General features: G+C 56.4%; 24 protein-coding genes. 8 read left to right on the forward strand and 16 right to left on the reverse strand.

Going from position 1 to position 19,437, the window contains the following annotated elements; translation table 11 throughout:
• The 6 genes from HII33_RS12850 to HII33_RS12875 all read right to left on the reverse strand — a co-directional run.
• Positions 1-852, reverse strand: an 852-nt coding sequence (locus HII33_RS12850; RefSeq protein WP_179396222.1) for a YqaJ viral recombinase family nuclease, incomplete at its 3' end; no start/stop codon positions are given.
• Positions 853-955: 103 nt separating this feature from the next.
• Positions 956-1,174 (reverse strand): hypothetical protein, encoded by a 219-nt coding sequence (locus HII33_RS12855; RefSeq protein WP_179396223.1) that lies wholly within the window; start codon positions 1,172-1,174, stop codon positions 956-958.
• Complete coding sequence (locus HII33_RS12860; RefSeq protein ID WP_179396224.1) at positions 1,171-1,308, reverse strand: hypothetical protein; 138 nt, start codon at positions 1,306-1,308, stop codon at positions 1,171-1,173. Before HII33_RS12860 ends, HII33_RS12855 begins: the two co-directional genes overlap by 4 nt.
• Entirely contained in the window at positions 1,295-1,651 is a 357-nt protein-coding gene (locus HII33_RS12865) for a DUF771 domain-containing protein (protein WP_179396225.1), read from the reverse strand. Before HII33_RS12865 ends, HII33_RS12860 begins: the two co-directional genes overlap by 14 nt.
• 2 nt (positions 1,652-1,653) lie before the next feature.
• Positions 1,654-2,388 carry an antA/AntB antirepressor family protein gene (locus HII33_RS12870; protein WP_179396226.1) on the reverse strand — a complete coding sequence of 245 codons (735 nt, stop codon included), beginning with the start codon at positions 2,386-2,388 and terminating at the stop codon, positions 1,654-1,656.
• A complete protein-coding gene (locus HII33_RS12875) occupies positions 2,385-2,633 on the reverse strand; it encodes a hypothetical protein (RefSeq protein ID WP_179396227.1) in 249 nt (82 codons plus the stop codon). The genes HII33_RS12870 and HII33_RS12875 overlap by 4 nt, the downstream gene beginning before the upstream one ends.
• Before the next feature lie 64 nt (positions 2,634-2,697).
• On the opposite strand from HII33_RS12875, the gene HII33_RS12880 reads away from it, so the two are divergent.
• The 5 genes from HII33_RS12880 (at position 2,698) to HII33_RS12900 (ending at position 4,919) form a co-directional block, all read left to right on the forward strand.
• Positions 2,698-2,919: a hypothetical protein gene (locus HII33_RS12880; RefSeq protein WP_179396228.1), complete on the forward strand. Its 222-nt coding sequence runs from the start codon at positions 2,698-2,700 to the stop codon at positions 2,917-2,919.
• A gap of 362 nt (positions 2,920-3,281) precedes the next feature.
• Positions 3,282-3,623, forward strand: a complete 342-nt coding sequence (locus HII33_RS12885; RefSeq protein WP_179396229.1) for a helix-turn-helix domain-containing protein — start codon at positions 3,282-3,284, stop codon at positions 3,621-3,623.
• Positions 3,620-4,006 carry an ImmA/IrrE family metallo-endopeptidase gene (locus tag HII33_RS12890; RefSeq protein ID WP_179396230.1) on the forward strand — a complete coding sequence of 129 codons (387 nt, stop codon included), beginning with the start codon at positions 3,620-3,622 and terminating at the stop codon, positions 4,004-4,006. Before HII33_RS12885 ends, HII33_RS12890 begins: the two co-directional genes overlap by 4 nt.
• Positions 4,007-4,048: 42 nt before the next feature.
• A complete protein-coding gene (locus tag HII33_RS12895) occupies positions 4,049-4,477 on the forward strand; it encodes a hypothetical protein (protein ID WP_179396231.1) in 429 nt (142 codons plus the stop codon).
• A gap of 1 nt (position 4,478) precedes the next feature.
• A complete protein-coding gene (locus tag HII33_RS12900) occupies positions 4,479-4,919 on the forward strand; it encodes a guided entry of tail-anchored proteins factor 1 (protein ID WP_179396232.1) in 441 nt (146 codons plus the stop codon).
• Between the two features lie 239 nt (positions 4,920-5,158).
• Here HII33_RS12900 and tnpC read toward each other — a convergent pair whose 3' ends face one another.
• Genes tnpC through HII33_RS12915 form a run of 3 tightly spaced genes read right to left on the reverse strand, consistent with a single transcriptional unit; the run spans position 5,159 to position 7,272 of the window.
• Positions 5,159-6,688 (reverse strand): IS66 family transposase, encoded by a 1,530-nt coding sequence (gene tnpC / locus HII33_RS12905; RefSeq protein WP_179394270.1) that lies wholly within the window; start codon positions 6,686-6,688, stop codon positions 5,159-5,161.
• Between the two features lie 16 nt (positions 6,689-6,704).
• Complete coding sequence (gene tnpB / locus HII33_RS12910; RefSeq protein ID WP_179396233.1) at positions 6,705-7,097, reverse strand: IS66 family insertion sequence element accessory protein TnpB; 393 nt, start codon at positions 7,095-7,097, stop codon at positions 6,705-6,707.
• The gene (locus tag HII33_RS12915) at positions 7,087-7,272 is read right to left on the reverse strand and encodes a hypothetical protein (protein ID WP_179394268.1); all 186 of its coding nucleotides are present in this window, start codon (positions 7,270-7,272) and stop codon (positions 7,087-7,089) included. The genes tnpB and HII33_RS12915 overlap by 11 nt, the downstream gene beginning before the upstream one ends.
• A 79-nt stretch (positions 7,273-7,351) precedes the next feature.
• Between HII33_RS12915 and HII33_RS12920 the strand changes: the two genes are divergently transcribed.
• The 3 genes from HII33_RS12920 (at position 7,352) to clpP (ending at position 10,110) form a co-directional block, all read left to right on the forward strand.
• Positions 7,352-8,494 carry a tyrosine-type recombinase/integrase gene (locus HII33_RS12920; RefSeq protein ID WP_179396234.1) on the forward strand — a complete coding sequence of 381 codons (1,143 nt, stop codon included), beginning with the start codon at positions 7,352-7,354 and terminating at the stop codon, positions 8,492-8,494.
• Between the two features lie 247 nt (positions 8,495-8,741).
• On the forward strand, positions 8,742-9,188 hold the full coding sequence (locus HII33_RS12925; protein WP_179396235.1) for a hypothetical protein: 447 nt from the start codon (positions 8,742-8,744) through the stop codon (positions 9,186-9,188).
• A gap of 331 nt (positions 9,189-9,519) precedes the next feature.
• Positions 9,520-10,110 (forward strand): ATP-dependent Clp endopeptidase proteolytic subunit ClpP, encoded by a 591-nt coding sequence (gene clpP / locus HII33_RS12930; protein ID WP_179396236.1) that lies wholly within the window; start codon positions 9,520-9,522, stop codon positions 10,108-10,110.
• A 103-nt stretch (positions 10,111-10,213) separates the two neighbouring features.
• Here the strand turns inward: clpP and HII33_RS12935 are convergent, their stop codons facing one another.
• The 7 genes from HII33_RS12935 to uvrB all read right to left on the reverse strand — a co-directional run bounded on the left by HII33_RS12935 (position 10,214) and on the right by uvrB (position 19,363).
• Positions 10,214-10,663, reverse strand: coding sequence for a MarR family winged helix-turn-helix transcriptional regulator (locus HII33_RS12935; protein WP_179396237.1), 450 nt, complete (start codon positions 10,661-10,663; stop codon positions 10,214-10,216).
• Positions 10,664-10,730: 67 nt separating this feature from the next.
• On the reverse strand, positions 10,731-11,678 hold the full coding sequence (whiA, locus tag HII33_RS12940; RefSeq protein WP_179396238.1) for a DNA-binding protein WhiA: 948 nt from the start codon (positions 11,676-11,678) through the stop codon (positions 10,731-10,733).
• 2 nt (positions 11,679-11,680) lie between these two features.
• A complete protein-coding gene (locus HII33_RS12945) occupies positions 11,681-12,715 on the reverse strand; it encodes a gluconeogenesis factor YvcK family protein (protein ID WP_179396239.1) in 1,035 nt (344 codons plus the stop codon).
• Positions 12,712-13,596, reverse strand: a complete 885-nt coding sequence (gene rapZ, locus HII33_RS12950; protein ID WP_179396240.1) for an RNase adapter RapZ — start codon at positions 13,594-13,596, stop codon at positions 12,712-12,714. The genes HII33_RS12945 and rapZ overlap by 4 nt, the downstream gene beginning before the upstream one ends.
• Positions 13,597-13,835: 239 nt before the next feature.
• Positions 13,836-14,378: an HdeD family acid-resistance protein gene (locus HII33_RS12955; protein ID WP_179396241.1), complete on the reverse strand. Its 543-nt coding sequence runs from the start codon at positions 14,376-14,378 to the stop codon at positions 13,836-13,838.
• A 106-nt stretch (positions 14,379-14,484) separates the two neighbouring features.
• Positions 14,485-17,343, reverse strand: coding sequence for an excinuclease ABC subunit UvrA (gene uvrA, locus HII33_RS12960; RefSeq protein WP_179396242.1), 2,859 nt, complete (start codon positions 17,341-17,343; stop codon positions 14,485-14,487).
• Between the two features lie 7 nt (positions 17,344-17,350).
• A complete protein-coding gene (gene uvrB, locus HII33_RS12965; RefSeq protein WP_179396243.1) occupies positions 17,351-19,363 on the reverse strand; it encodes an excinuclease ABC subunit UvrB in 2,013 nt (670 codons plus the stop codon).
• Between the last annotated feature and the right edge of the window lie 74 nt (positions 19,364-19,437).

Below are 19,437 nucleotides of genomic sequence, written 5' to 3' on the forward strand. Positions count from 1 at the left end.
CAGGGCCCGTGCCCCGCGCTTGTTTGCCTTGTTGGTGACCTTCCACAGCGCCGTCTCGCCGACGGTGGCGTCGCCGATCGCGGCGCGCAGCTGATTGTCGACCGCGTCCACAGTCTCTTTGCTCGAAGCCATGGACGACTTGAGCTGCTCCCGTGACTCGAGCAGCGAGTCGAAACTGCCAGGTAGGTCGATTACCTCGCCGGTGTCGTCAGGGTAAAGGGCCCGCAGTGCGGCGGTCGTGGCGCTGGCGCCGTCAGTCTCGGGTGCCTCGTCACCGATCACGTGCTTCTCCCACCACTCGATCAGCAGCGGCTCGATCGTGTCGATGGCCTCTTGGTCCCGCTCTATGCGCTTGTAGCCAAAGGCGTGTCCACCGATCAGATAGGCAAAGTAGACGTATGGCCTGTTGAGCACGTACATGTAGTGCTGCACCTGGAGCTGGTACGGGACCGGCACCTCGTCGTCAGCCCACTCGGCCGACTTGTACTCACTGGCCGTCTTGATCTCCAGGAAGCCGGGCTCCCCAGCGATGTCGCGGTCGATGTTGGCGCGTAGGAAGGGGTGCTCCGGGTCGAAAAACGTCTTGTTCTGGCGGTAGACCTTCTTGCCAGTCGCCGCCTCGAACTCACGGGCCAGGATCGGCTCCATGATGGTGCCCCAGTGCATAAACTCGTTGTCGCCCTCTGTGATTGGCAGGCGGCCCGTCTTGTCGGCCCACACACTGAATGGTGAGCGCCACGGCGACAGCCCCAAAATGGCTGCCACGTCGCTACCGCCGATGCCCTTGCGCCGCTCAAGCAGCCACTGCTCGTGGGTCATGCTGGCGGTGCTGACAAAGTTGCTAGTCTTCATACGCATCCTCCTTCACGCCCCAGCCGTCTCCGTCTTCGGCCTGGTGCTGCTTCTCCAGATCGTGCTGGTCCAGCATCTGATTGATCTCCCAAGGCGTCATGTGTCACACCTCCCCGATCTTCTCGAGATAGTCGATGCAGGCCAGCTTTGCCTGCCAGATAGTCAGACCGTCATCGAAGTCGGTCTCGTCGCCGTCCGAGTAGTCGAAGTACCAGCTGGCGCCCTCGCACTGATTGAGCTCGCCGACTTCGGTGCCGTCGACTTCGACCCGCCAGATGCGATCCTCAGATGAGATGCGAATGAATTTCACGTTGTCTTTCACTGGTCTTCCTCCTCGTCCATGTCTGCGTCTGTGATCACGAAGCAGTCGCGCCAGCTGCGCTTGCCTTTTACTGCGGCGATCAATGCAGCAATGCCTGCGCCAGCCAGAAAACTAATTGGGTCAATCGGAATCATGTGGCCATCCTCCTCTGGTGATCTGGTCTAGGTTGTCTTCGAGCCACTTGCTCATCACGGTTGCGCGGAACAGATACTTGCTACCACCACCCCGCTTACCGTTGGACCAGCTGAGCACAGCGCCGATTGATTCGAGCTCCTGGCGTTTTGGCTTGAGCACATGGTTGGTGAAGTCCGAGATTCGCATACCGCCACCCTTCAGATGGTCGATGCAGTCTTGTCGCGTCCATCGCTGGCCCACTAGGCCATCAGAGGTCAAATGCTCCCACTCGTCACGATCGACCAGCACCTTGTCCGCCGGGATCGTGACACTGAACTTTGCTGTTACGTCGATCGTGTCCATGGCTATGCCTCCACTAAATTCATCTGCTCCGCGATTGGGCGGATGCCTTGCTTCGCGAGCTCGTCGTAGATGAACTTCTCGCCTCGCTGTGTCCACTTGAGTAGCGGGTGAACGGCTTGGTTCTCAATGTCACCCCACTTGTCGTAGCCGGTGTAGCCCTTGGCTGCATACTTCGCTTTGATAACCCACTGCTTGCCCTGCTTGAAGATGATGCCCATCTCACTCAGCTTGGCGTTGAGCCACTTAGCCGACTTACCGTAGGCCTTCTCAATAATCGTTGTGGTCATCAACCCGGGGTTATGCATCTGTGTGTCGAAGTACTCGACCTTTGGCACCATCTTGGCGTTCTCGACCTTGAGCTGCTTGTTCTCGTCCAGCAGCAACGCATAACCGCGCCGGATTACCTCAGCCGGATCGTTCCACTTGCGCTCCACATCGATTAGGTAGGCTCGATACATTGCACCCCGCGCCGTCTTGCTCATCAGTGCTAGGTTCTTCGCCATGTCGATGGTCAGTGCGTAATCTTGAAGCTGCTGTTGCTTGCCTTTCGGGTAGTCCGGATTGAAGGGTGTAGTTTGAACTACGCCCTCGAAGTCTTCGTGTTCATCAAAGCTCTTGAAATTCTGTTCAACCCACAGGCTGAAACGTGTCTTGATCTCGAGCCCCTTGTATAGCTCGCGTGCTGAAACGACCTGCTGGTGCTGATCGTTCTCTGTCACCTGAATCAGCTCGTTCATGACTGGGCCTCCTTCGTCTCCGCTGCGCGCAACTTGACGTAAGTCACCGCACGCTTCCAGCGGTATTGATCCTGGGTAGAAGCCGTTAGACCCTGGCCATCGGTCATCTTCTTGACCAGCTGCGACATCGTTACGTCGCTGACGCCGAGAAACTTCGCGACTTCGGCTTGTTGAAGTTTGATGTGGTTGAGGTAGTTACCCCAGTCACCACGATCAGTAGTCCAGTTGAGTTGAATCGTTACCATGTGTTCACCTTCTTTTGCAGTTAATTAAGTTGTGGGATAATCACCTCAGGAAGGAGGTGATCTAATGTCCAAAACGGATAAGGAACTAGCCGTTGAATTGACAGTTGCTTTGCTCAACCACAATGCCCAACTGCACAACTTGTCCAACACTGAGGGCGCTATTGGTCAAAGCAAGGCCAGCGTTGTCACCGGGAATACGGTTGGCAGTAACTATCAGTACCTACTGGGTGTTATCGAAGGTCGCATTGATGCTCTGAAAGCCCCAGCAAAATCCGATACGAAATAGTTAGATTGTACTTTTCACCGAGAGTTGCTACTTCCGCTAGCAGCTCTTTTAGTTCTTCAAGGTTTTGTGGCGAAGCTGAAATCTCTAACTGGTTCATCACTTGCTCGCCTCCTTCCTTCCGAATTAATCAGGTAATTAAGTGGTTGCATTCTTGTACTGAACTCAGTACAATGTGGGCATAGCAAATAACTTAACCGTCATACTCCTACCGGCCTTCCTCGCCAAAGTCAGCGCCGATATGGGTTTGTTAAGTCGTTGCTTAATTACTTGATGAACCCAGAATAACTGAACTAGATACAAACGTCAAGCTAAAAATATCGACTTCAGTTATTTTGTGTCCTCATGCTCAGGAGAACGTTGATATGGCGCTAGTTGAGCGTATTAAAAAAGTCGCGAAAGAAAAATATGGCTGGAATCTCAAGGAAACTGCCACACATGCCGGAATCGGCATTAATAGTATCTACCGTTGGAAAGATCAGACGCCAACCGCCGATTCATTAAAGGCCGTTGCTAAGGCTCTAAACGTCACCACGGACTATCTGCTTGGCAACACGGACGACCCGAATCCCGCCAAGTCTGACCCGTCCGCCCCGGTTGACCTGGCTGACGATGTCCCAATGACCTTCGAAGGTCGCCCGATCGATAGTGCCACCATCGAGATATTTCGCGCGATCCTGCGCAACCAGGGTGGTGACGATAAGTGAATGAGGACATCGACGAATGTGTCACCCGACTATTGAACTACGCCTACGATCACAATGTAGGCTTTGCGCTAACAGGAGACGTTGAGCCCGACCAGCCCTCGGCAGCTTACCCAAGCCGTCGCTTCATCATCGTCAACACACAGTGGCGAGACCACCAACAGCTCCCCTACACCATCGCACACGAGATTGGCCACGTGATCAACGGCGACCCAGACGTTGCCTACTTCCACCCAGCACGCAACAGCATCGAGGGTGAAGCAAACAGGTTCGCCGTCCGCCTTCTACATAGCCTGTTCGAAGTCGAAGATCCGCAGCGCTTCATGGAAAACTTTCACATACCAGGCTACATGTCGGACTACGTGCACGAGATCTACGCAAAATAAAAAGCCCTCTGGGAGGGCGGGAAAGAAGAATGGTGATTAGATATGGCTAGCGATTTTGAAACGCAACGTAACGATGCAACGATAACAAGGCTTCGACTTTCTCAGCAGGGGAAAGCAGTTCATGTAATTGATATATCCTCAACAAAAACCACCTTTGAATTATCAACCGACATACTTCTTTTAGGCTATGGCCATCCAAATAAGCGAGTGCTTGTGAACCTTTTTTCTCTTGGCGATCAACTTACAGGCCACGAACCAATTCTGTTGGACAGCCGTGGCTCACAGACAATTGACGGACTTGGAACAATCAACTTGGAAACCGAGTTTGAATTCGATTCTTCGAGTGTTGGCCCAGAAACGACCAATCTGCTTGGATTGCAATTCAACTTGGAAGTTGAATCAGGCAAAGACGGAAGCTTTATCCCACATCCTATTTTCAGTACTATAATTCCAGCAAAGCGAGGAAAGTGATTTGTCCGCAGACGTCACAGATATATTTGCATACAAGTCCGAGAAGATGCACCGCGTTCCTCTTGAATCCAGCGATGGTAATTTTCGTGCTACAATCAAGGCGGCGGACCCCGACAATAAAGATGGAGATGGTCCAATGGATCCCAGATACGTAAGCAAAGATGATTTCAATCGCTTCTCCGACAAAGTTGACCGACGTTTCGACAAAATTGACGACAAACTCGAAAGCATCGACAAAACTCTGACGAAATTGTCTGCCCAATTTGATACAAACGCGACGTCGATGGCCGAACTAAAGACTACTACGTCAAACAGCGTAAATTCTTTAACAGTAATTAGCGAGAATACCAAAAACAATACTCGTCGGCTTGACTGGATTTTCGGGATAGTAGCAGCGGTTGTCGCAGCAATTCTACTCAAAGTTTTCTTTCATATCGGCTAGTCGCAAACAAAAAGCACCTACCCCACATCTTGGCGGACCGTGGGTAGGTGCAAGGAACAAATCACACACACGAGGTGCGCTCTTTGCGTGCCTCCAGTATATCACAGGAGGTTCTAATCATGGCAACGGTGAAAAAAACAAACGATGGTAAGTGGTCAGTTCGTAAGCACCCAATAATCGACCGTCTTGCAAACTGAGAAGGGCCGCAATCCTATTTTTGGATTGCGACCCTTCATTGCTTACGCGGTTTCGCTAGTTGCTGGCTTTAGATGCTGATTCCAAGGTAAATAAGCCTCAGCTTGTTCCCTCGTTGGTGAGGCAGACAGTTGTGACAGCCCATGCAGAAGTCGCTCAATGTAACTTCGTGGATCCAGTCCGTTGGCTTTGGCAGTCTCAACGATCGTCATCCAGATCGCATTGGCTTCGGCCCCCTTTGGGCTGGTGGCGAACAGCCAGTTCTTTCGTCCAATCACGAAGGACTTCATGTTCCGCTCTGATGCATTGTTGCTCAAATCAATCTCGCCAAACTCCAAGACTCGATTAAGCATGCACCGCTGATTCAAAGCGTAGGTCAGAGCGACACCCAGTCGCGATTTCGGCGCCGGCGCGGCCTGATCACACCAAGCCCAGAACTGATCAATCAGAGGTTCTAGTTCTGCCTGTCGACATTTCAGACGCTCGGCCGGTGATAAGAGCGCCCATTGTGTCTCAAGGTGGAACATCTGGTTGAGCAGCTCTAGCGGTTTCGTGCTGGTAAATTTACCTTTAACCTTCGCTGCGTCGTCGTAGAATTTACGCCGAACGTGCGCCCAACAACCAACACGGATGACGCTGTCGCCAAGAAGATTATATCCGGCATAGCCATCACACTGCAGGACCCCAGTATAGCCTGAGTATATTCGCTGCGCGAACTTACCAGAGCGGGTGTTGCCATAAGCGTAGTAGACGACCTGCTGGTCGGCGAGGCGAATACTGCGTTCTACCCAGATGTATGATTTACTCTTTGCCGACTTACCCGGTTCTCTCAGCACTTGGAACGGTGTTTCGTCGCCTTGCAGGAACCGCTCTGACAGGAGGTACTCGTGCATCAGGTCATAGACTGGTCTGACGATTTCTGCCGCGTTGATTACCCAGTTTGTCATGGTCGTCTCACTGAGTAGAAGACCCGCTCGGCGCCATTCTAATATCTGACGATAAAGCGGTGTACCCAGCATGTATTTCTGATAGAGCAACTCAGCGACTAGCGACGAGGTCGCGAGACTGTGCGGGAACAACGCCTGCGGCGCTTGTCCTTGATACAGGTGACTCACACCATCCTCGAGCTCACATTCCGGACACTTGTATGTCTCTTCAAAGATACGTTCAACATACAATCTGCCTGGTATGTGTTGGACCACTTCACGCACGAGATGCTTGCCCACTTTAGCCAGCTGATGACCATGATCACACAGCTCACTTTTTCGAGTGATCACGGTTTCTTCGATGGGCAATTTTGGATCGATTGATTCACCGCGACTGCTTTTAGGCTTGCGCTTGGCTTTTACTACGACTATTTCTTCGCTTTGTTGCCCAGTCTGCTCTGGGTCGGTAAAAACACTGTTATCTCCCAGAAGAGACAGCTGATTAGGATCGGTCATCTTCTCCGAATGGGAGCCGTAGAGTTTCCGAGTTAAATACGCGACCTGCTCGGTGAGCGCCTGAACTTGTTTCATGAGTTCTCGATTTTGCTCGAGTGCCTGTTTGAGCAGATCTTCAGTCGTAGTGACCATGGGCGTAGCCCTCGATTCATTGATGTTGGGTTGAGTGTACCACTGGTGCGACGGGCGTTCTACCATTATTTCTTGGACAAAACTGGTTTACCGTCGACTCCAATCCCCAACCAGATAAAAGACGCTCTAATTGCTTAGCGTGGAGTTTCTTAACCTCATTTTGAGTCGTTGGCCACTGTAGCCGGCCGTCCTCAATTCGCTTGTAGAGCAGGATAAATCCATCGCCAGCCCAATATAGGGCCTTAAACCGATCCTTGCGGGTCCCGCAAAATAGAAACAGTGCCCGACTGTACGGATCCAGATGATATTCCTCTTGGATAACTCCAGCCAAGCCTTCAATACCACGACGCAAGTCGGTCTTACCACAAATCAAATAAATGCCGCTGAGCTTGTGGATATCAATGAGCATTGGCGAACACCGCCTTCATCAAGGCATCCAGGATATAGCCCTGGATATGGTTATACACTACAACCGTTTTGTTGGTGTCAATCTTAACTTGAAAGGCCTTGGTGGCAGTGCTCAGTGGCGCCCGCCGCTGGTCATCCTCTAATTTGATCCGAACAATCTCAGGTTTCTCATCCATAAAATTACCTCACCAATTTAGATTTGATGAGGCAATCATACTGCCCGGCAAGGGGCAATCATATCCGGTCTGTTATTGGGTGCTTACGTCAGTTCGTGGCATCGTCGGGACTCGAGCTGCAGGAAACCGCAAAGACGTACGGCGAGTCTTCGACAAAAAGAAGGACGCAGTATCTTTCGCGGCGAACCTGGACCTAGATGATGGGCGCCGCGCCGAGGAAGAGAAGAAGATCACCCTGCCCGCCTACTACGACAAGTGGATCGCCGCCTTCAAGCTAGGGCGTGCGTCAGCTTCCACCGATGAGTGGTATCAGGTCGTAAGCGGCTATCTTCATGAGTGGTTTGATGCAGAGCGCCCGGGCATGATGCTGTCAGAGGTCGATAAGACCACCTATCAGGCGTTTTTGGACTGGTGTGCCACGAATCCCCGGGGCAAGCGTAGAACGCCGCTAACGCGCTCTACGGTCGATAAAATCAACTCGCAGGTGCGCGGTATTATCAGTGACGCTGTGGAAGACGGCTACACGACCCGTGACTTCACCCGACGAGCTATCATTGACGGCGCCGCCAGCAAAGACGAGTCGGAAAAATATGTGTCTGTCAAAGAGTTCAAGGCGATGATCAAGCTGGCCACCAAGTACGCCGACATGGCTCACATGAGTAACTACATCGCGGTCTTCATGGCATACACCGGAGCCCGCTTTGAAGAGGCCCTCGGGGTAACCTGGGAAAATATCGACTTTGAGGCACGCACAGTTACCTTTGAGCACTCTTGGCAGTATAAGACCCGCAAGCAGACAGACAACTTCGGGCCGCTCAAGAACAAGCAGTCTTACCGCACCATCACCGTCCCGCCGAAACTGATCGCGCTACTCAAGCAGCTGCGCCTGCGCCAGCAAGAACTCTTCCTCGCAGATGGGTGGCGCGATCCAGATGACCTGGTCTTCCGAAACGTGCAGCACCGGATCATTGGCAACGAAGCGATGAACAAGACGGTCAAGGGGCTGTGCGCCTCCGTCGGCGCCAAGAACACGATCACCAGTCACGGGCTACGACACTCGCACGGATCCATGCTACTCTTCGAGGGCGTCGAGCTGCTGTCCATCTCCCGACGTCTTGGCCACGGTAGTCTGGCAATCACAATGAAGGTATACCTACACGAGGTCGATGAGCTCAAGCAACGAGACGACAAAAAAATCGCGCGGGCGCTCGAAGCATTGTGAGGTGGCAATGAGGTGGCAGTCAGCCGCGCGAACCCGCGCCACTACGGGAAAGTAGATTTCCGGGCTGCCCATCATATCGGTCGTCAAGGCCGTACATTCAGCAAAAACGCCCCGTTTGGGGCGTTTTTTGTCCCTTTTTTGCCCGCTCAAAGTCATTTTATCGAGAAAATACTAGCTTGTAATGATAAAATGCGCAATAATTTGAATCAACAAGGCTCCCGGGCCTTGAGATTGGAGGAGTTATCAAATGGAAGAACAATCCACTGTTCAGACTTATCAGACCTTATACCTGATCCTCGCCATCTTGGGCGTGATCTCCTGTGTCCCACTGTTCTTGTACGGCACGATCGGCCTCGGGCTGATCGTCATGGGCCTGTCCATCTACCTGCTGGTCAAGCTGCCGAAGGGCAAGCGGCGCACCGGTGCTCTGCTGCTCGTGATCGCCAGTGCCTTAGAGGTCGCCTTCTGGGTGATCCTCGTCGCCACGGTCGGGAGCCTGGCCGCGATGAGCGACTTGGCGAGCGAAGCGAGCAAGCTGACCGACTCGCAGGCGATAACCATGGTCGGCGGGATCCTTGGCGCCTTGCTGGTCGCCTTCGTCTCGTGGGTGATCCGGATCATCGGCGTGATCTTCTCGTTCATCGCTTACGGGCGCGAGAAGCAGCTGGACTTCGATCAACACACGGAAGAATGACCCTTGAGCGCCCGGCCTCGCCGAGCGCTTTTTGCTTACCCAGAGCGAAGCAAGGCCGCACTTAGCGGGACGGCTAGCTTTTCTGCCGCATGTCAGCCTGTAACGCGCAAGCGCGAACAGTCTGATCAGGATAAGCGCGTTGTGCCCACACTTGGCCTTGCGTGGCTCGACGACCCCAGACGCAAGCGCCCGCCTTTCCCCCTGCCCGGTCAGTGTGCTATCCTCTAATCAGAAAAAGATGCGTCAAACCGTTTGACCTTCTTTGACATTAATCGTATACTTAGCACTGTACTTTGAAGAGTGCTAAACTCGCTTATTAGGAGGTCCAGCTATGTTAGTCCCAACAGTCGTTGAACAGACCAGTCGCGGCGAACGCGCCTACGACATTTACTCACGCTTACTCAAAGACCGGATCATCATGCTGTCCGGAGAGATCAATGACCAGGTGGCAAACTCGATCATTGCCCAACTCCTCTTCTTGGACGCACAAGACCCTGACAAAGACATCTACCTGTATATCAACTCTCCCGGTGGCGTGATCACCTCCGGGCTGGCGATCCTCGACACCATGAACCTGATCCACGCCGATGTGCAGACCATTGCCATCGGGATGGCGGCTTCCATGGCCTCCGTGCTGCTCGCCGGCGGGAAGAAAGGCAAGCGCTTCGCCCTGCCGAACTCCGAAGTCTTGATCCACCAGCCGCTGGGCGGCGCCCAGGGTCAGCAGACCGAGATCGAGATCGCGGCCGAACAGATCCTTAAGGCCCGCAAGAAGCTGAACCAGATCCTCTCCGATGCGACCGGCAAGCCGGTCGAAGAGATCAAGTCCGACACCGAGCGTGATCACTACTTGACCGCGCAGGAAGCCAAGGACTACGGGCTGATCGATGACATCCTCGTCTCCAAAGACGACCAGAAGTGATCGAGCCGCAGTGACAACAGGCGCATCACGCGACTGAACTTAGCGTGAACAGACCCAAAAATGCCCCACCTCACCAACTGGTGAAGCGGGGCATTTTTGGGCTTTAGCTCAGCGCTGTATCTGGGATCGCGCTAAGGTGCGCGTCGACGGTGTCGACTTGGAGCTTGATCGCGTTATAGTCTGATTGGCTCAAGTTCATCATCTCGGTGCAGGAGCCAACGTGTTCGAAGATCGCGTCGCGTTCATCAAGCGCCTTTTGCGTCAGCGCCACGTCGACGCGCCGCTCATCTTCCTTAGAGCGGGTGCGGGTGATCCACCCGTCCTTCTCCAGGCGCTTCATCAACGGCGTCAAAGTGCCGCTGTCTAGCGCGAGCGTCTGGCCGACTTCCTTGACGGACATCGTGCCATGCTCGTACAGCGACAGAAGAGTGATGTATTGCGGATAAGTCAGCTTGAACTGGCTCAGGGCCTGCGCGTAAAAGTGGTTGTACTGTTTTTGCGCCTTGTAGATCGAGAAGCAGAGCTGCTCATCCAGCAAGATCGGTTTTACCATTAAGAATCGCCTCCGGTTGTATCGAACCTATTGTACACGATACGTTCACGCAAAGGAAGAATTATTATTATTCTGATGCAGGATTTTGATATCCCTCGGCGATCTGGTTGAGCTTGCGCAGCCGGTGGTTGATGCCGGATTTAGAGATCGCCCCGCTCGGGACCATCTCCCCCAGCTCCTTGAGCGACACATCCGGATGTCCAAGGCGCAGCAGCGCGATCTCGCGTAGCTTCTCCGGCATCGTCTCGAGGATCCCGTGGTCGTTGAGGTAGTGAATATTCTCGATCTGGCGCTGCGCGGCGTCGATGGTCTTGTTCAGATTCGCCGTCTCGCAGTTGACCAACCGGTTGACGGAGTTGCGCATGTCCCGAACGATCCGCACGTCCTCGAACTTCAGCATCGCGTTGGTCGCCCCGATGACTTGAAGAAAATCGGCGATCTTCTCCGCTTCCTTGAGGTAGACGATGTACCCACTGCGTCGCTCGACAGTGCGCGCGTTCAGCCCGAAGTCATTCATCATCTTCAGGATCCCGTCGTTGTGGTCGTGATACAGGGAGTAGATCTCGAGGTGATACCGCGACGTCTCGGGGTTATTCACCGATCCACCCGCGAGAAACGCCCCGCGGAGGTAGGAACGCTCACGCTGTTCCTCGTTGAGGATGCTCGGCGCGACGGCGGTGTCGATGGACATCGTCTCAGCGTCGAGGATCGCCAAGTCTTCCAGCAGTGCATTGACCCCAGTCGTCAGCCGCACCACGTACTGGTTATTCTTCTTCAGCTTCATCTTACGGCGCACGATCAGGTTCGCCTCGTGGTGATAGACTTGGCGGATCAGGCTGTAGATGCGCCGCGCGATCGCCGGGTTCTCGGTCTGCACATTCAGCACGAACTGATGATTCTGGATCCCCAGGCTCCCGTTCATCCGGATCAGGGCGGAGAGCTCCGCCTTCGCGTGTTCGGGGTGCACCTCGAGTTGGGTCAGCTCTTTTTTGACGAGGCTCGCAAAACTGGCCATGCTCAGCGCCTCCTTTTTTTCATCGTGCCGACTTGAAAGGCGAGGTTCATCACTTCGCTGGCGACCTTGTCCCCATCGTGGAAGATCCCCTCATCGCGTAGCTTCAAGAAGTCGGCCGAGATCACACGGCATCCGAGGTCACGCAGAGACTGGTAATCCGAGCGCACGGGCCCGAGGATCTCGTCGTACTTCTGGTGGTTCAGGTAGTGCTCGGGCACCGGCGCGATGTTGACCAGCACGGTATCGACGAAGCTGGCGCCGAGGTGGTCGTGCAAGACGCGGACGTGATCCGCGTCAGTGAACTGCTCGGTCTCGCCTTTTTGCGTCATGATATTGACGATGTAGATCACCTCAGCTTGCGTCTTCAAGACCGCCTCGCCGAGGTTGTGGATCATCAGGTTCGGGAGAATGCTGGTGAACAGGCTCCCGGGGCCGAGCACAACGACATCGGCGGCCATGATCGCGTCGATGACTTCCGGTACGGCCTGCGGGGCGGCGCCGGTCGCCGTATCGGTGACGGAGACCCGGCGGATCAGCCGGCCGGCGGCAGTGATCTCCGCCTCTCCGGCAAGGTGTGAGCCATCCGCGAAGTCCGCGTGAAGCGTCAGCGGCCGGTCCGCCGCCGGGTAGATGTGCCCGTCGACTTTCATCATCTGACTCAGCTGCTGCACCGCGCCGAAGATCCCGTCGCGCATCTCCGACAGCGCCGCAATGATCAAGTTGCCGATCGCATGGCCAGCAAAGAAGGCATCAGAGCTATTGAAGCGGTACTGAAAAATGTCCAGGTAAAGCTGCGGCAGGTCGGACAACGCCGCCAGCACATTGCGGATATCGCCAGGCGGGACAACGTTGATGTAGTCGCGGATCACCCCGCTGGAGCCCCCGTCGTCGGCCACGGTCACGATCGCCGTAACATCAGCGTTTTGCTCGTGCAGGCTCTTGACGATGACCGGCAAGCCAGTCCCGCCGCCGATCACGACGACTTTGGGCCGCCGCCCCTTGATCACCCGGATAAACCGATCGTTGGTCGTGGTCATGAGCGGTTCACCGTCGCTTTCCGTTTGTTCATATCCCGGTGCGTGATATCGACCGGGTAATCCTGGGCGAACGCCTTGCCGATCCGATCGGCGAACGCCACACTGCGGTGCTGCCCGCCAGTGCACCCGATCGCGATGGTCACACTGGACTTCCCTTCTCGCTGGTACTGCGGCATGATCGTCTTCAACAACCCGTAGAACTGCTGGTAAAAGTCCTCGGCTTCCGGCTTACCCATCACGTAATCGTACACTGCCGGCGTCTGACCGGTCTGATCCCGGAACTCGGGGACATAGTACGGGTTCGGCAAAAAGCGCACGTCCATCACGATGTCTGCATCGATCGGTAGCCCGTATTTGAAGCCAAAACTCATCACCTCGATGTGGAAAGTTGGGTGATCAGACGTCTTGAAGTTGACGAACAGTTTTTCCCGCAACTGCCGCGGGCTCAGGTTGGTCGTGTCGATCACGACCTGCGCCCGGTTTCGCAATTCGGTCAGCAGGGCCCGTTCCTTCTTGATCCCGTCCATCAGCCGGCCTTCCATCGCCAGCGGATGGCTGCGCCGCGTCTCCTTGTAGCGCGAGACCAGCTCGGCATCGGTCGCATCCAAGAACAGGATCTTCGTCGTCACGAACGCGGTATTGTCCAGGCTCGCCAGCATATCGAGGATCTGATCATAAAACGCGTGGCTGCGCAGGTCGATGACCAGCGCGATCTTGGAGATCTTACCGCTTTCCTTGACCAGCTCCCAGAACTTCGGGAGCAGCGCCGGGGGCATATTATCCACGCAGAAATACCCGAGGTCCTCAAAGGACTGCATCGCGACGGTCTTGCCCGCACCGGACATCCCCGTGATCACGACTAGGTCTAGTGTCTCTGTCATCTCGTTCCCTCCTCGGCCCCTGCCTCGCAGGGGCCCTACTGCGTTCTAGTATAACATTCCGGGCGTGTCATTCCTACCGCCGGGTTTGCCCCGGTGCGATCACACACCGACTTCGGCCAGCAGACACTCGGCGTGCGTCCGGGCCATGCTTGCGGCGCACCAACTAAACAGGCGCCCCCCGCCCGGCCAAGGCCGAGCAGTGGGCGCCTGTGCGTCATCTCACCGGAGCCAAGCGACGGTCAGACGTTACGCCGGGCGAACGCCATCAAGATGGCGTTGACCCCGAAGATCATGAAGTCAATCGCCAGCAAGGTGACCAGTCCGACGGCCGTGACCACCGGCTGCATCAGCAGCAAGACCCCGACGAGCACGGAGAACAGATCCAGGATCAGATTGAGGATGAACCAACCCGTTCCGGCGCGGCGCAGATGGCCCGCATTGAACAAGTTGGCCAGCGCATCGACCAAAAACCACGCGGCGAACAGGTAAGCCAGCGTCAACGCACCGCTGACGAGGTTGAACAGGAACACCAGCCCCAAGCCGATGTCGAACACCCCAGCGAGGATGGACAGCCAGGACAGCTTGCCGGTGTAATCACGCAGCTTGCTGCTGGCCGCCAGTGTCGCGATCCCGCGAATGATCGCGATGATTGCGAAGATGAAGGTCAACGTCAGGAGTGTTGCCCCGGGGTTGCGGAACATCACGATCGCTGCGATGATCAGCGCGACCCCTGTGATGAACTCACCCCAGTCGAAGCCAAAATGGGATTGACGACTAAACATATTCTCACCACTTTCTTGCTTTCATCATACCGGCTTGTCCACGATTGCACAACTCCCGATCGCACAACCAACGCCCTACCAGGTGGCAGGGCGTTGGTCGGATCATTCACTTGGTCGCTAGCGCCGCGGCGCGCGCCTTATCTCGCTTGAGGATCGGTGCAAGGTACTGGCCGGTGTAGCTGGCAGGTTCCATGGCGATCGCCTCCGGTGTGCCAGTAGCGATGATGGTGCCCCCACCGTCTCCGCCTTCGGGGCCGAGGTCGATCACCCAGTCCGCGGTCTTGATCACGTCAAGGTTGTGTTCGATCACCAGCACCGTGTTGCCGTCGTCGACCAGGCGCTGCAGCACGTTCAACAACCGCCGGATGTCGTCGGTGTGCAGGCCCGTGGTCGGCTCGTCGAGAATGTAGAAGTTCTTGCCAGTCGACAGCTTCTGCAGTTCGGAGGCCAGCTTCATGCGCTGCGCCTCCCCACCAGACAGCGTGGTCGCGCTTTGGCCCAAGCTGACATAACCCAAGCCGACGTCGACGATGGTCTGAAGCTTGCGGGCGATCTTCGGGATCGGTGCGAAGTACTTCACCGCCTCATCGACGGTCATATCGAGCACCTCGGAGATGTTCTTGCCCTTGTAGGTGACTTCGAGCGTTTCGGAGTTGTACCGCTTACCGTGGCAGACCTCACATGGCACATAGACGTCCGGCAGGAAGTTCATCTCGATCTTGATGATCCCGTCACCCTTACAGTTTTCGCAGCGACCGCCTTTGACGTTGAAGGAGAAGCGGCCCTGTGTGTAGCCACGCAACTTAGCCTCATTAGTCATCGCGAACAGCGCTCGGATATCGTTGAAGACACCGGTATATGTCGCAGGGTTGGAGCGGGGGGTGCGGCCGATCGGGCTCTGGTCGATATCGACCAGCTTCTCAATGTTCTCCCAGCCGTAAACGTGGCTGTACTTGCCAGGCTTCGCAGAGTTGCGGTAGAGCTTTTGCGCCAGCACCCGCTTGAGGATCGAGTTGACCAGCGTTGACTTGCCGGAACCAGAGACCCCGGTGACCGCGATGAATTTGCCTAGCGGAAAATCGACGTCGATGCCCTTGAGGTTGTGGTCGGCCGCGCCTTCCAACCGGATGGCCTTGCCGCTACCTGGTCGCCGCGTGGCCGGCACTGGAATGAACTTCTTACCCGCTAGGTACTGACCCGTCAGCGACTTAGCGCTGCGCATCACCTGCTTCGGCGTGCCGGCGGCCATGATGCGCCCGCCGTTATCGCCGGCTCCGGGGCCCACGTCGACGAGGTAATCGGCGGCGAGCATCGTGTCCTCGTCGTGTTCGACGACGACCAGCGTGTTGCCGAGGTCGCGCATCTTCTTGAGCGAGCGGATCAACCGATCGTTGTCCCGCTGATGCAGACCGATCGACGGCTCGTCGAGGATGTAGAGCACCCCGGAGAGGTTCGACCCGATCTGCGTTGCAAGCCGGATCCGTTGGGCCTCACCCCCACTAAGAGTGCCCGCGCTACGGCTCAGGGTCAGGTAATCCAGCCCGACGTTGACCAAGAAGGCCAACCGGTCAGCGACTTCCTTGACGATCGGCTGGGCGATCACTTTTTCGTTCTCGCTCAGGGTCATGTTGCGGTAGAACGGCAAAGCGTCTTTGATCGACATGTCCGACGCCTCAGCGATGTCGCGACCGTCGACTTTGACGGCGAGGGCCTGGCGGTTCAACCGCTTCCCGTGGCAGACCGGGCATTCGAGCTCGGTCATGTACTGGCGCATGGAGTCGCTGCCAAACGCAAAGTTGTTGTTCGCGTTGTAGCGCCGCCAGACATTGTTCACGATGCCCTCGAACGGTGCCTGGACGTCCTTGTGCGGGCCGAATTCGCCTTCACTGAGAAAATGGAACGTCTTGCCCTTGCTCCCGTTGAGCACCAAGTCCTGCTGCGCCTTGGTCAGCTCGCCGAACGGCTTATCCATCGGCACCTTGAAGGCCTTGGCCGCTTGCGCCAGCATGGACGGATAGTACTTAGAGGTCGCGCTGGCCCATGGCGCCAAGGCGCCCTCGGCCAGCGACTTGGTGCGATCGGGCACGATCAGATCGACGTCAACGGTCAGCTTGGCCCCCAGCCCATCGCATTCGGGGCAAGCCCCGAACGGTGCGTTGAAGGAGAACAACCGCGGTTCGAGCACCCCGATGGTGAACCCGCAAATCGGGCAGGCAAAATGCTCCGAGAACACCAGCGGCTCCCCTCCAATGACATCCACTGTCGCGTAGCCCTCGGACAGGCGCAACGCGGCTTCAAAGGAGTCGAACAAGCGTGAGCGCACGTCGGCTTTGACCACGATCCGGTCGATCACGATGTCGATGTCGTGTGCCTTGTTCTTATCGAGTTCCAGCTCGGCGGAGGCATCCATCACCTCGCCGTCGACGCGCATCCGGACGTAGCCTTCTCGCACGATTTTTTCAAGCACCTTCTTGTGGCTGCCCTTCTTGTGGCGCACGATCGGGCTCAAGATCTGCAGGCGGGTGCGCTCCGGGAGCTGCTGAACGCGATCGACCATCTGCTCGACAGACTGGCTCGAGATCGGGGTCCCGTCGTTGGGGCAGATCGGCTTGCCGATGCGTGCCCACAGCAGGCGCAGGTAGTCATTGATCTCGGTGACCGTCCCGACCGTACTGCGCGGGTTCTTCGAGGTGGTTTTTTGGTCGATGGAGATTGCCGGGCTCAGCCCGTCGATCGAATCGACATCCGGCTTATCCATCTGCCCGAGGAATTGCCGTGCGTATGCCGAGAGGCTCTCGACGTAGCGGCGCTGCCCCTCAGCGTACAGGGTATCGAAGGCGAGGCTCGACTTGCCCGAGCCACTCAGACCGGTCATGACGACCAGCTTGTTGCGCGGGATCGTCAGGTCGACGTCCTTCAGGTTGTGGGCGCGAGCGCCGTGGATCACAATTTTATCGTTTGACATGCTTGCCTCAATTCTCTGCTTCCAGTTCTAAGATCGTGTCACGCAGCGTCGCCGCCTGCTCGAAATCGAGCTTCTTGGCTGCCGCCGCCATCTGCGCACGCAAGTTGGTGACCAGCTGCTTTTTCTCCGCCTTGGTCATGTCGTGCAGATCGACTTCGGCGAACGTCTTGTCCACATCGGTCGTGTCCTTGCCGCTGGTGTCCAGGCTGTGGATCGAATCGCGGATCGGCTTGATGATCGTCGTCGGGGTGATCCCGTGTTTGGCGTTGAACGCCTCTTGGATCGTGCGACGCCGGCGCGTCTCAGTGATCGCGGCATCCATCGAATCGGTGATCTTATCAGCGTACATGATCACCTTCCCGTGCGAATTCCGACTCGCGCGGCCGATCGTCTGGATCAGCGAGCGCTCGGCGCGCAGGAACCCTTCCTTATCGGCGTCGAGGATCGCGATCAGCGAGACCTCCGGCACATCGATCCCCTCGCGCAACAGGTTGATCCCGATCAGCACATCGAACTTACCTAACCGCAGGTCGCGGATGATCTCTGTGCGCTCCAGTGTCTTAACGTCCGAGTGCAAGTATTTGACCTTGATGCCGAGCTCCTTGAGGTAATCCGTCAGGTCCTCGGCCATCTTCTTGGTCAGCGTGGTGATGAACACGCGCTCGTGCTTGTCCACCCGGTCGTTGATCTCGCCGACCAAGTCGTCGATCTGACCCATGATCGGGCGCACCTCGATGAGCGGGTCGAGCAGGCCGGTCGGCCGAATGATCTGCTCAGCCACATCGGTCTTCGGGACCCGGTCCATCTCATACGGCCCTGGCGTCGCGGAGACGTAGAGGATCTGGTTGACGTGCTGCTCGAACTCGTTGAGCTTCAGCGGCCGGTTATCCAATGCGCTGGGCAGACGGAACCCGTAGTCGATCAAGGTCTGCTTGCGCGCTCGGTCCCCGTTGTACATCCCGCGCACCTGCGGCATGGTCACGTGACTCTCGTCGACCATGATCATGAAGTCTTTCGGGAAGAAGTCCAGCAACGTATACGGCGGCTCCCCCGCCTGGCGGCCTTCCATGTGACGGGAGTAGTTTTCGATCCCGTTGGTGTACCCCATCTCGCGTAGCATCTCGATGTCATAGTTCGTGCGCTGCTCTAGCCGCTGGGCCTCCAGCAGCTTACCCTGCCCATTCAATTCTTTGAGCCGCGCTTCCAGCTCATTGGCGATACTTTCGATCCCGTGTTCGAGCTGATCGTCTGAGGTCATGAAGTGTGTCGCTGGGAAGATCGCGATATGCTCGCGCTGCCCGATCACCTCGCCGGTCAAGGCGTCGACCTCGACGATGCGATCGATCTCGTCGCCGAAGAACTCGACGCGGATCGCATGATCGTCCCGCGAAGCCGGGAAGATCTCGACCACGTCCCCACGCACGCGGAAGCGGCCACGCTGAAAGTCGATATCATTGCGGTCGAACTGGATGTCGACCAGCTGGCGCAACAGCGTGTTGCGGTCGATCTCCATGCCCACGCGCAGGCTCAGCACGTGGTCGCGGTATTCAGTCGGCGACCCCAACCCGAAGATCGAGGACACCGAGGCGACGACGATCACATCGTTGCGCTCGAGCAACGCGCTGGTCGCGCTGTGGCGCAGCTTATCGATCTCGTCGTTGATCGCCGAGTCTTTTTCGATGTAGGTGTCAGAGCTTGGCACATAGGCCTCTGGCTGGTAGTAGTCATAGTAAGAGACGAAGTACTCGACCGCATTGTGCGGGAAGAACTCCTTGAACTCCCCGTACAGCTGGCCGGCCAGTGTCTTGTTATGCGACAGGATCAGCGTCGGGCGGTTAAGCTTGCTAATGATCTGGGCCATCGTGAACGTCTTCCCCGTCCCGGTCGCGCCGAGCAGAATCTGTTCCTTCTTGCCGGCCTCGAAGCCCTGGGTGAGCTGCGCGATCGCCTCGGGTTGGTCCCCGGCTGGGCCGTATGGGGACACGAGATCGAATTTGCGGTCTGCGATGCGTTCGATCAAGTCTGACACCTCCATTATTGAGTCGTGCTGAACAAAAAAGTCGGAACCGAGATCCCAACTTTTCAACAAGTATG

The sequence above is a fragment of the Lacticaseibacillus absianus genome (assembly GCF_013407595.1).
Classification (GTDB): Bacteria; Bacillota; Bacilli; order Lactobacillales; family Lactobacillaceae; genus Lacticaseibacillus; species Lacticaseibacillus absianus.

What these genes read in the sequence shown, in the direction of transcription:
- HII33_RS12860 (WP_179396224.1), bottom strand. Translation starts at nt 1,308, where the DNA reads ATGATTCCGATTGACCCAATTAGTTTTCTGGCTGGCGCAGGCATTGCT.
- HII33_RS12865 (WP_179396225.1), bottom strand. Translation starts at nt 1,651, where the DNA reads ATGGACACGATCGACGTAACAGCAAAGTTCAGTGTCACGATCCCGGCG.
- HII33_RS12870 (WP_179396226.1), bottom strand. Translation starts at nt 2,388, where the DNA reads ATGAACGAGCTGATTCAGGTGACAGAGAACGATCAGCACCAGCAGGTC.
- HII33_RS12875 (WP_179396227.1), bottom strand. Translation starts at nt 2,633, where the DNA reads ATGGTAACGATTCAACTCAACTGGACTACTGATCGTGGTGACTGGGGT.
- HII33_RS12880 (WP_179396228.1), top strand. Translation starts at nt 2,698, where the DNA reads ATGTCCAAAACGGATAAGGAACTAGCCGTTGAATTGACAGTTGCTTTG.
- HII33_RS12885 (WP_179396229.1), top strand. Translation starts at nt 3,282, where the DNA reads ATGGCGCTAGTTGAGCGTATTAAAAAAGTCGCGAAAGAAAAATATGGC.
- HII33_RS12895 (WP_179396231.1), top strand. Translation starts at nt 4,049, where the DNA reads ATGGCTAGCGATTTTGAAACGCAACGTAACGATGCAACGATAACAAGG.
- tnpC (WP_179394270.1), bottom strand. Translation starts at nt 6,688, where the DNA reads ATGGTCACTACGACTGAAGATCTGCTCAAACAGGCACTCGAGCAAAAT.
- tnpB (WP_179396233.1), bottom strand. Translation starts at nt 7,097, where the DNA reads ATGCTCATTGATATCCACAAGCTCAGCGGCATTTATTTGATTTGTGGT.
- HII33_RS12915 (WP_179394268.1), bottom strand. Translation starts at nt 7,272, where the DNA reads ATGGATGAGAAACCTGAGATTGTTCGGATCAAATTAGAGGATGACCAG.
- HII33_RS12925 (WP_179396235.1), top strand. Translation starts at nt 8,742, where the DNA reads ATGGAAGAACAATCCACTGTTCAGACTTATCAGACCTTATACCTGATC.
- clpP (WP_179396236.1), top strand. Translation starts at nt 9,520, where the DNA reads ATGTTAGTCCCAACAGTCGTTGAACAGACCAGTCGCGGCGAACGCGCC.
- HII33_RS12935 (WP_179396237.1), bottom strand. Translation starts at nt 10,663, where the DNA reads ATGGTAAAACCGATCTTGCTGGATGAGCAGCTCTGCTTCTCGATCTAC.
- whiA (WP_179396238.1), bottom strand. Translation starts at nt 11,678, where the DNA reads ATGGCCAGTTTTGCGAGCCTCGTCAAAAAAGAGCTGACCCAACTCGAG.
- HII33_RS12945 (WP_179396239.1), bottom strand. Translation starts at nt 12,715, where the DNA reads ATGACCACGACCAACGATCGGTTTATCCGGGTGATCAAGGGGCGGCGG.
- rapZ (WP_179396240.1), bottom strand. Translation starts at nt 13,596, where the DNA reads ATGACAGAGACACTAGACCTAGTCGTGATCACGGGGATGTCCGGTGCG.
- HII33_RS12955 (WP_179396241.1), bottom strand. Translation starts at nt 14,378, where the DNA reads ATGTTTAGTCGTCAATCCCATTTTGGCTTCGACTGGGGTGAGTTCATC.
- uvrA (WP_179396242.1), bottom strand. Translation starts at nt 17,343, where the DNA reads ATGTCAAACGATAAAATTGTGATCCACGGCGCTCGCGCCCACAACCTG.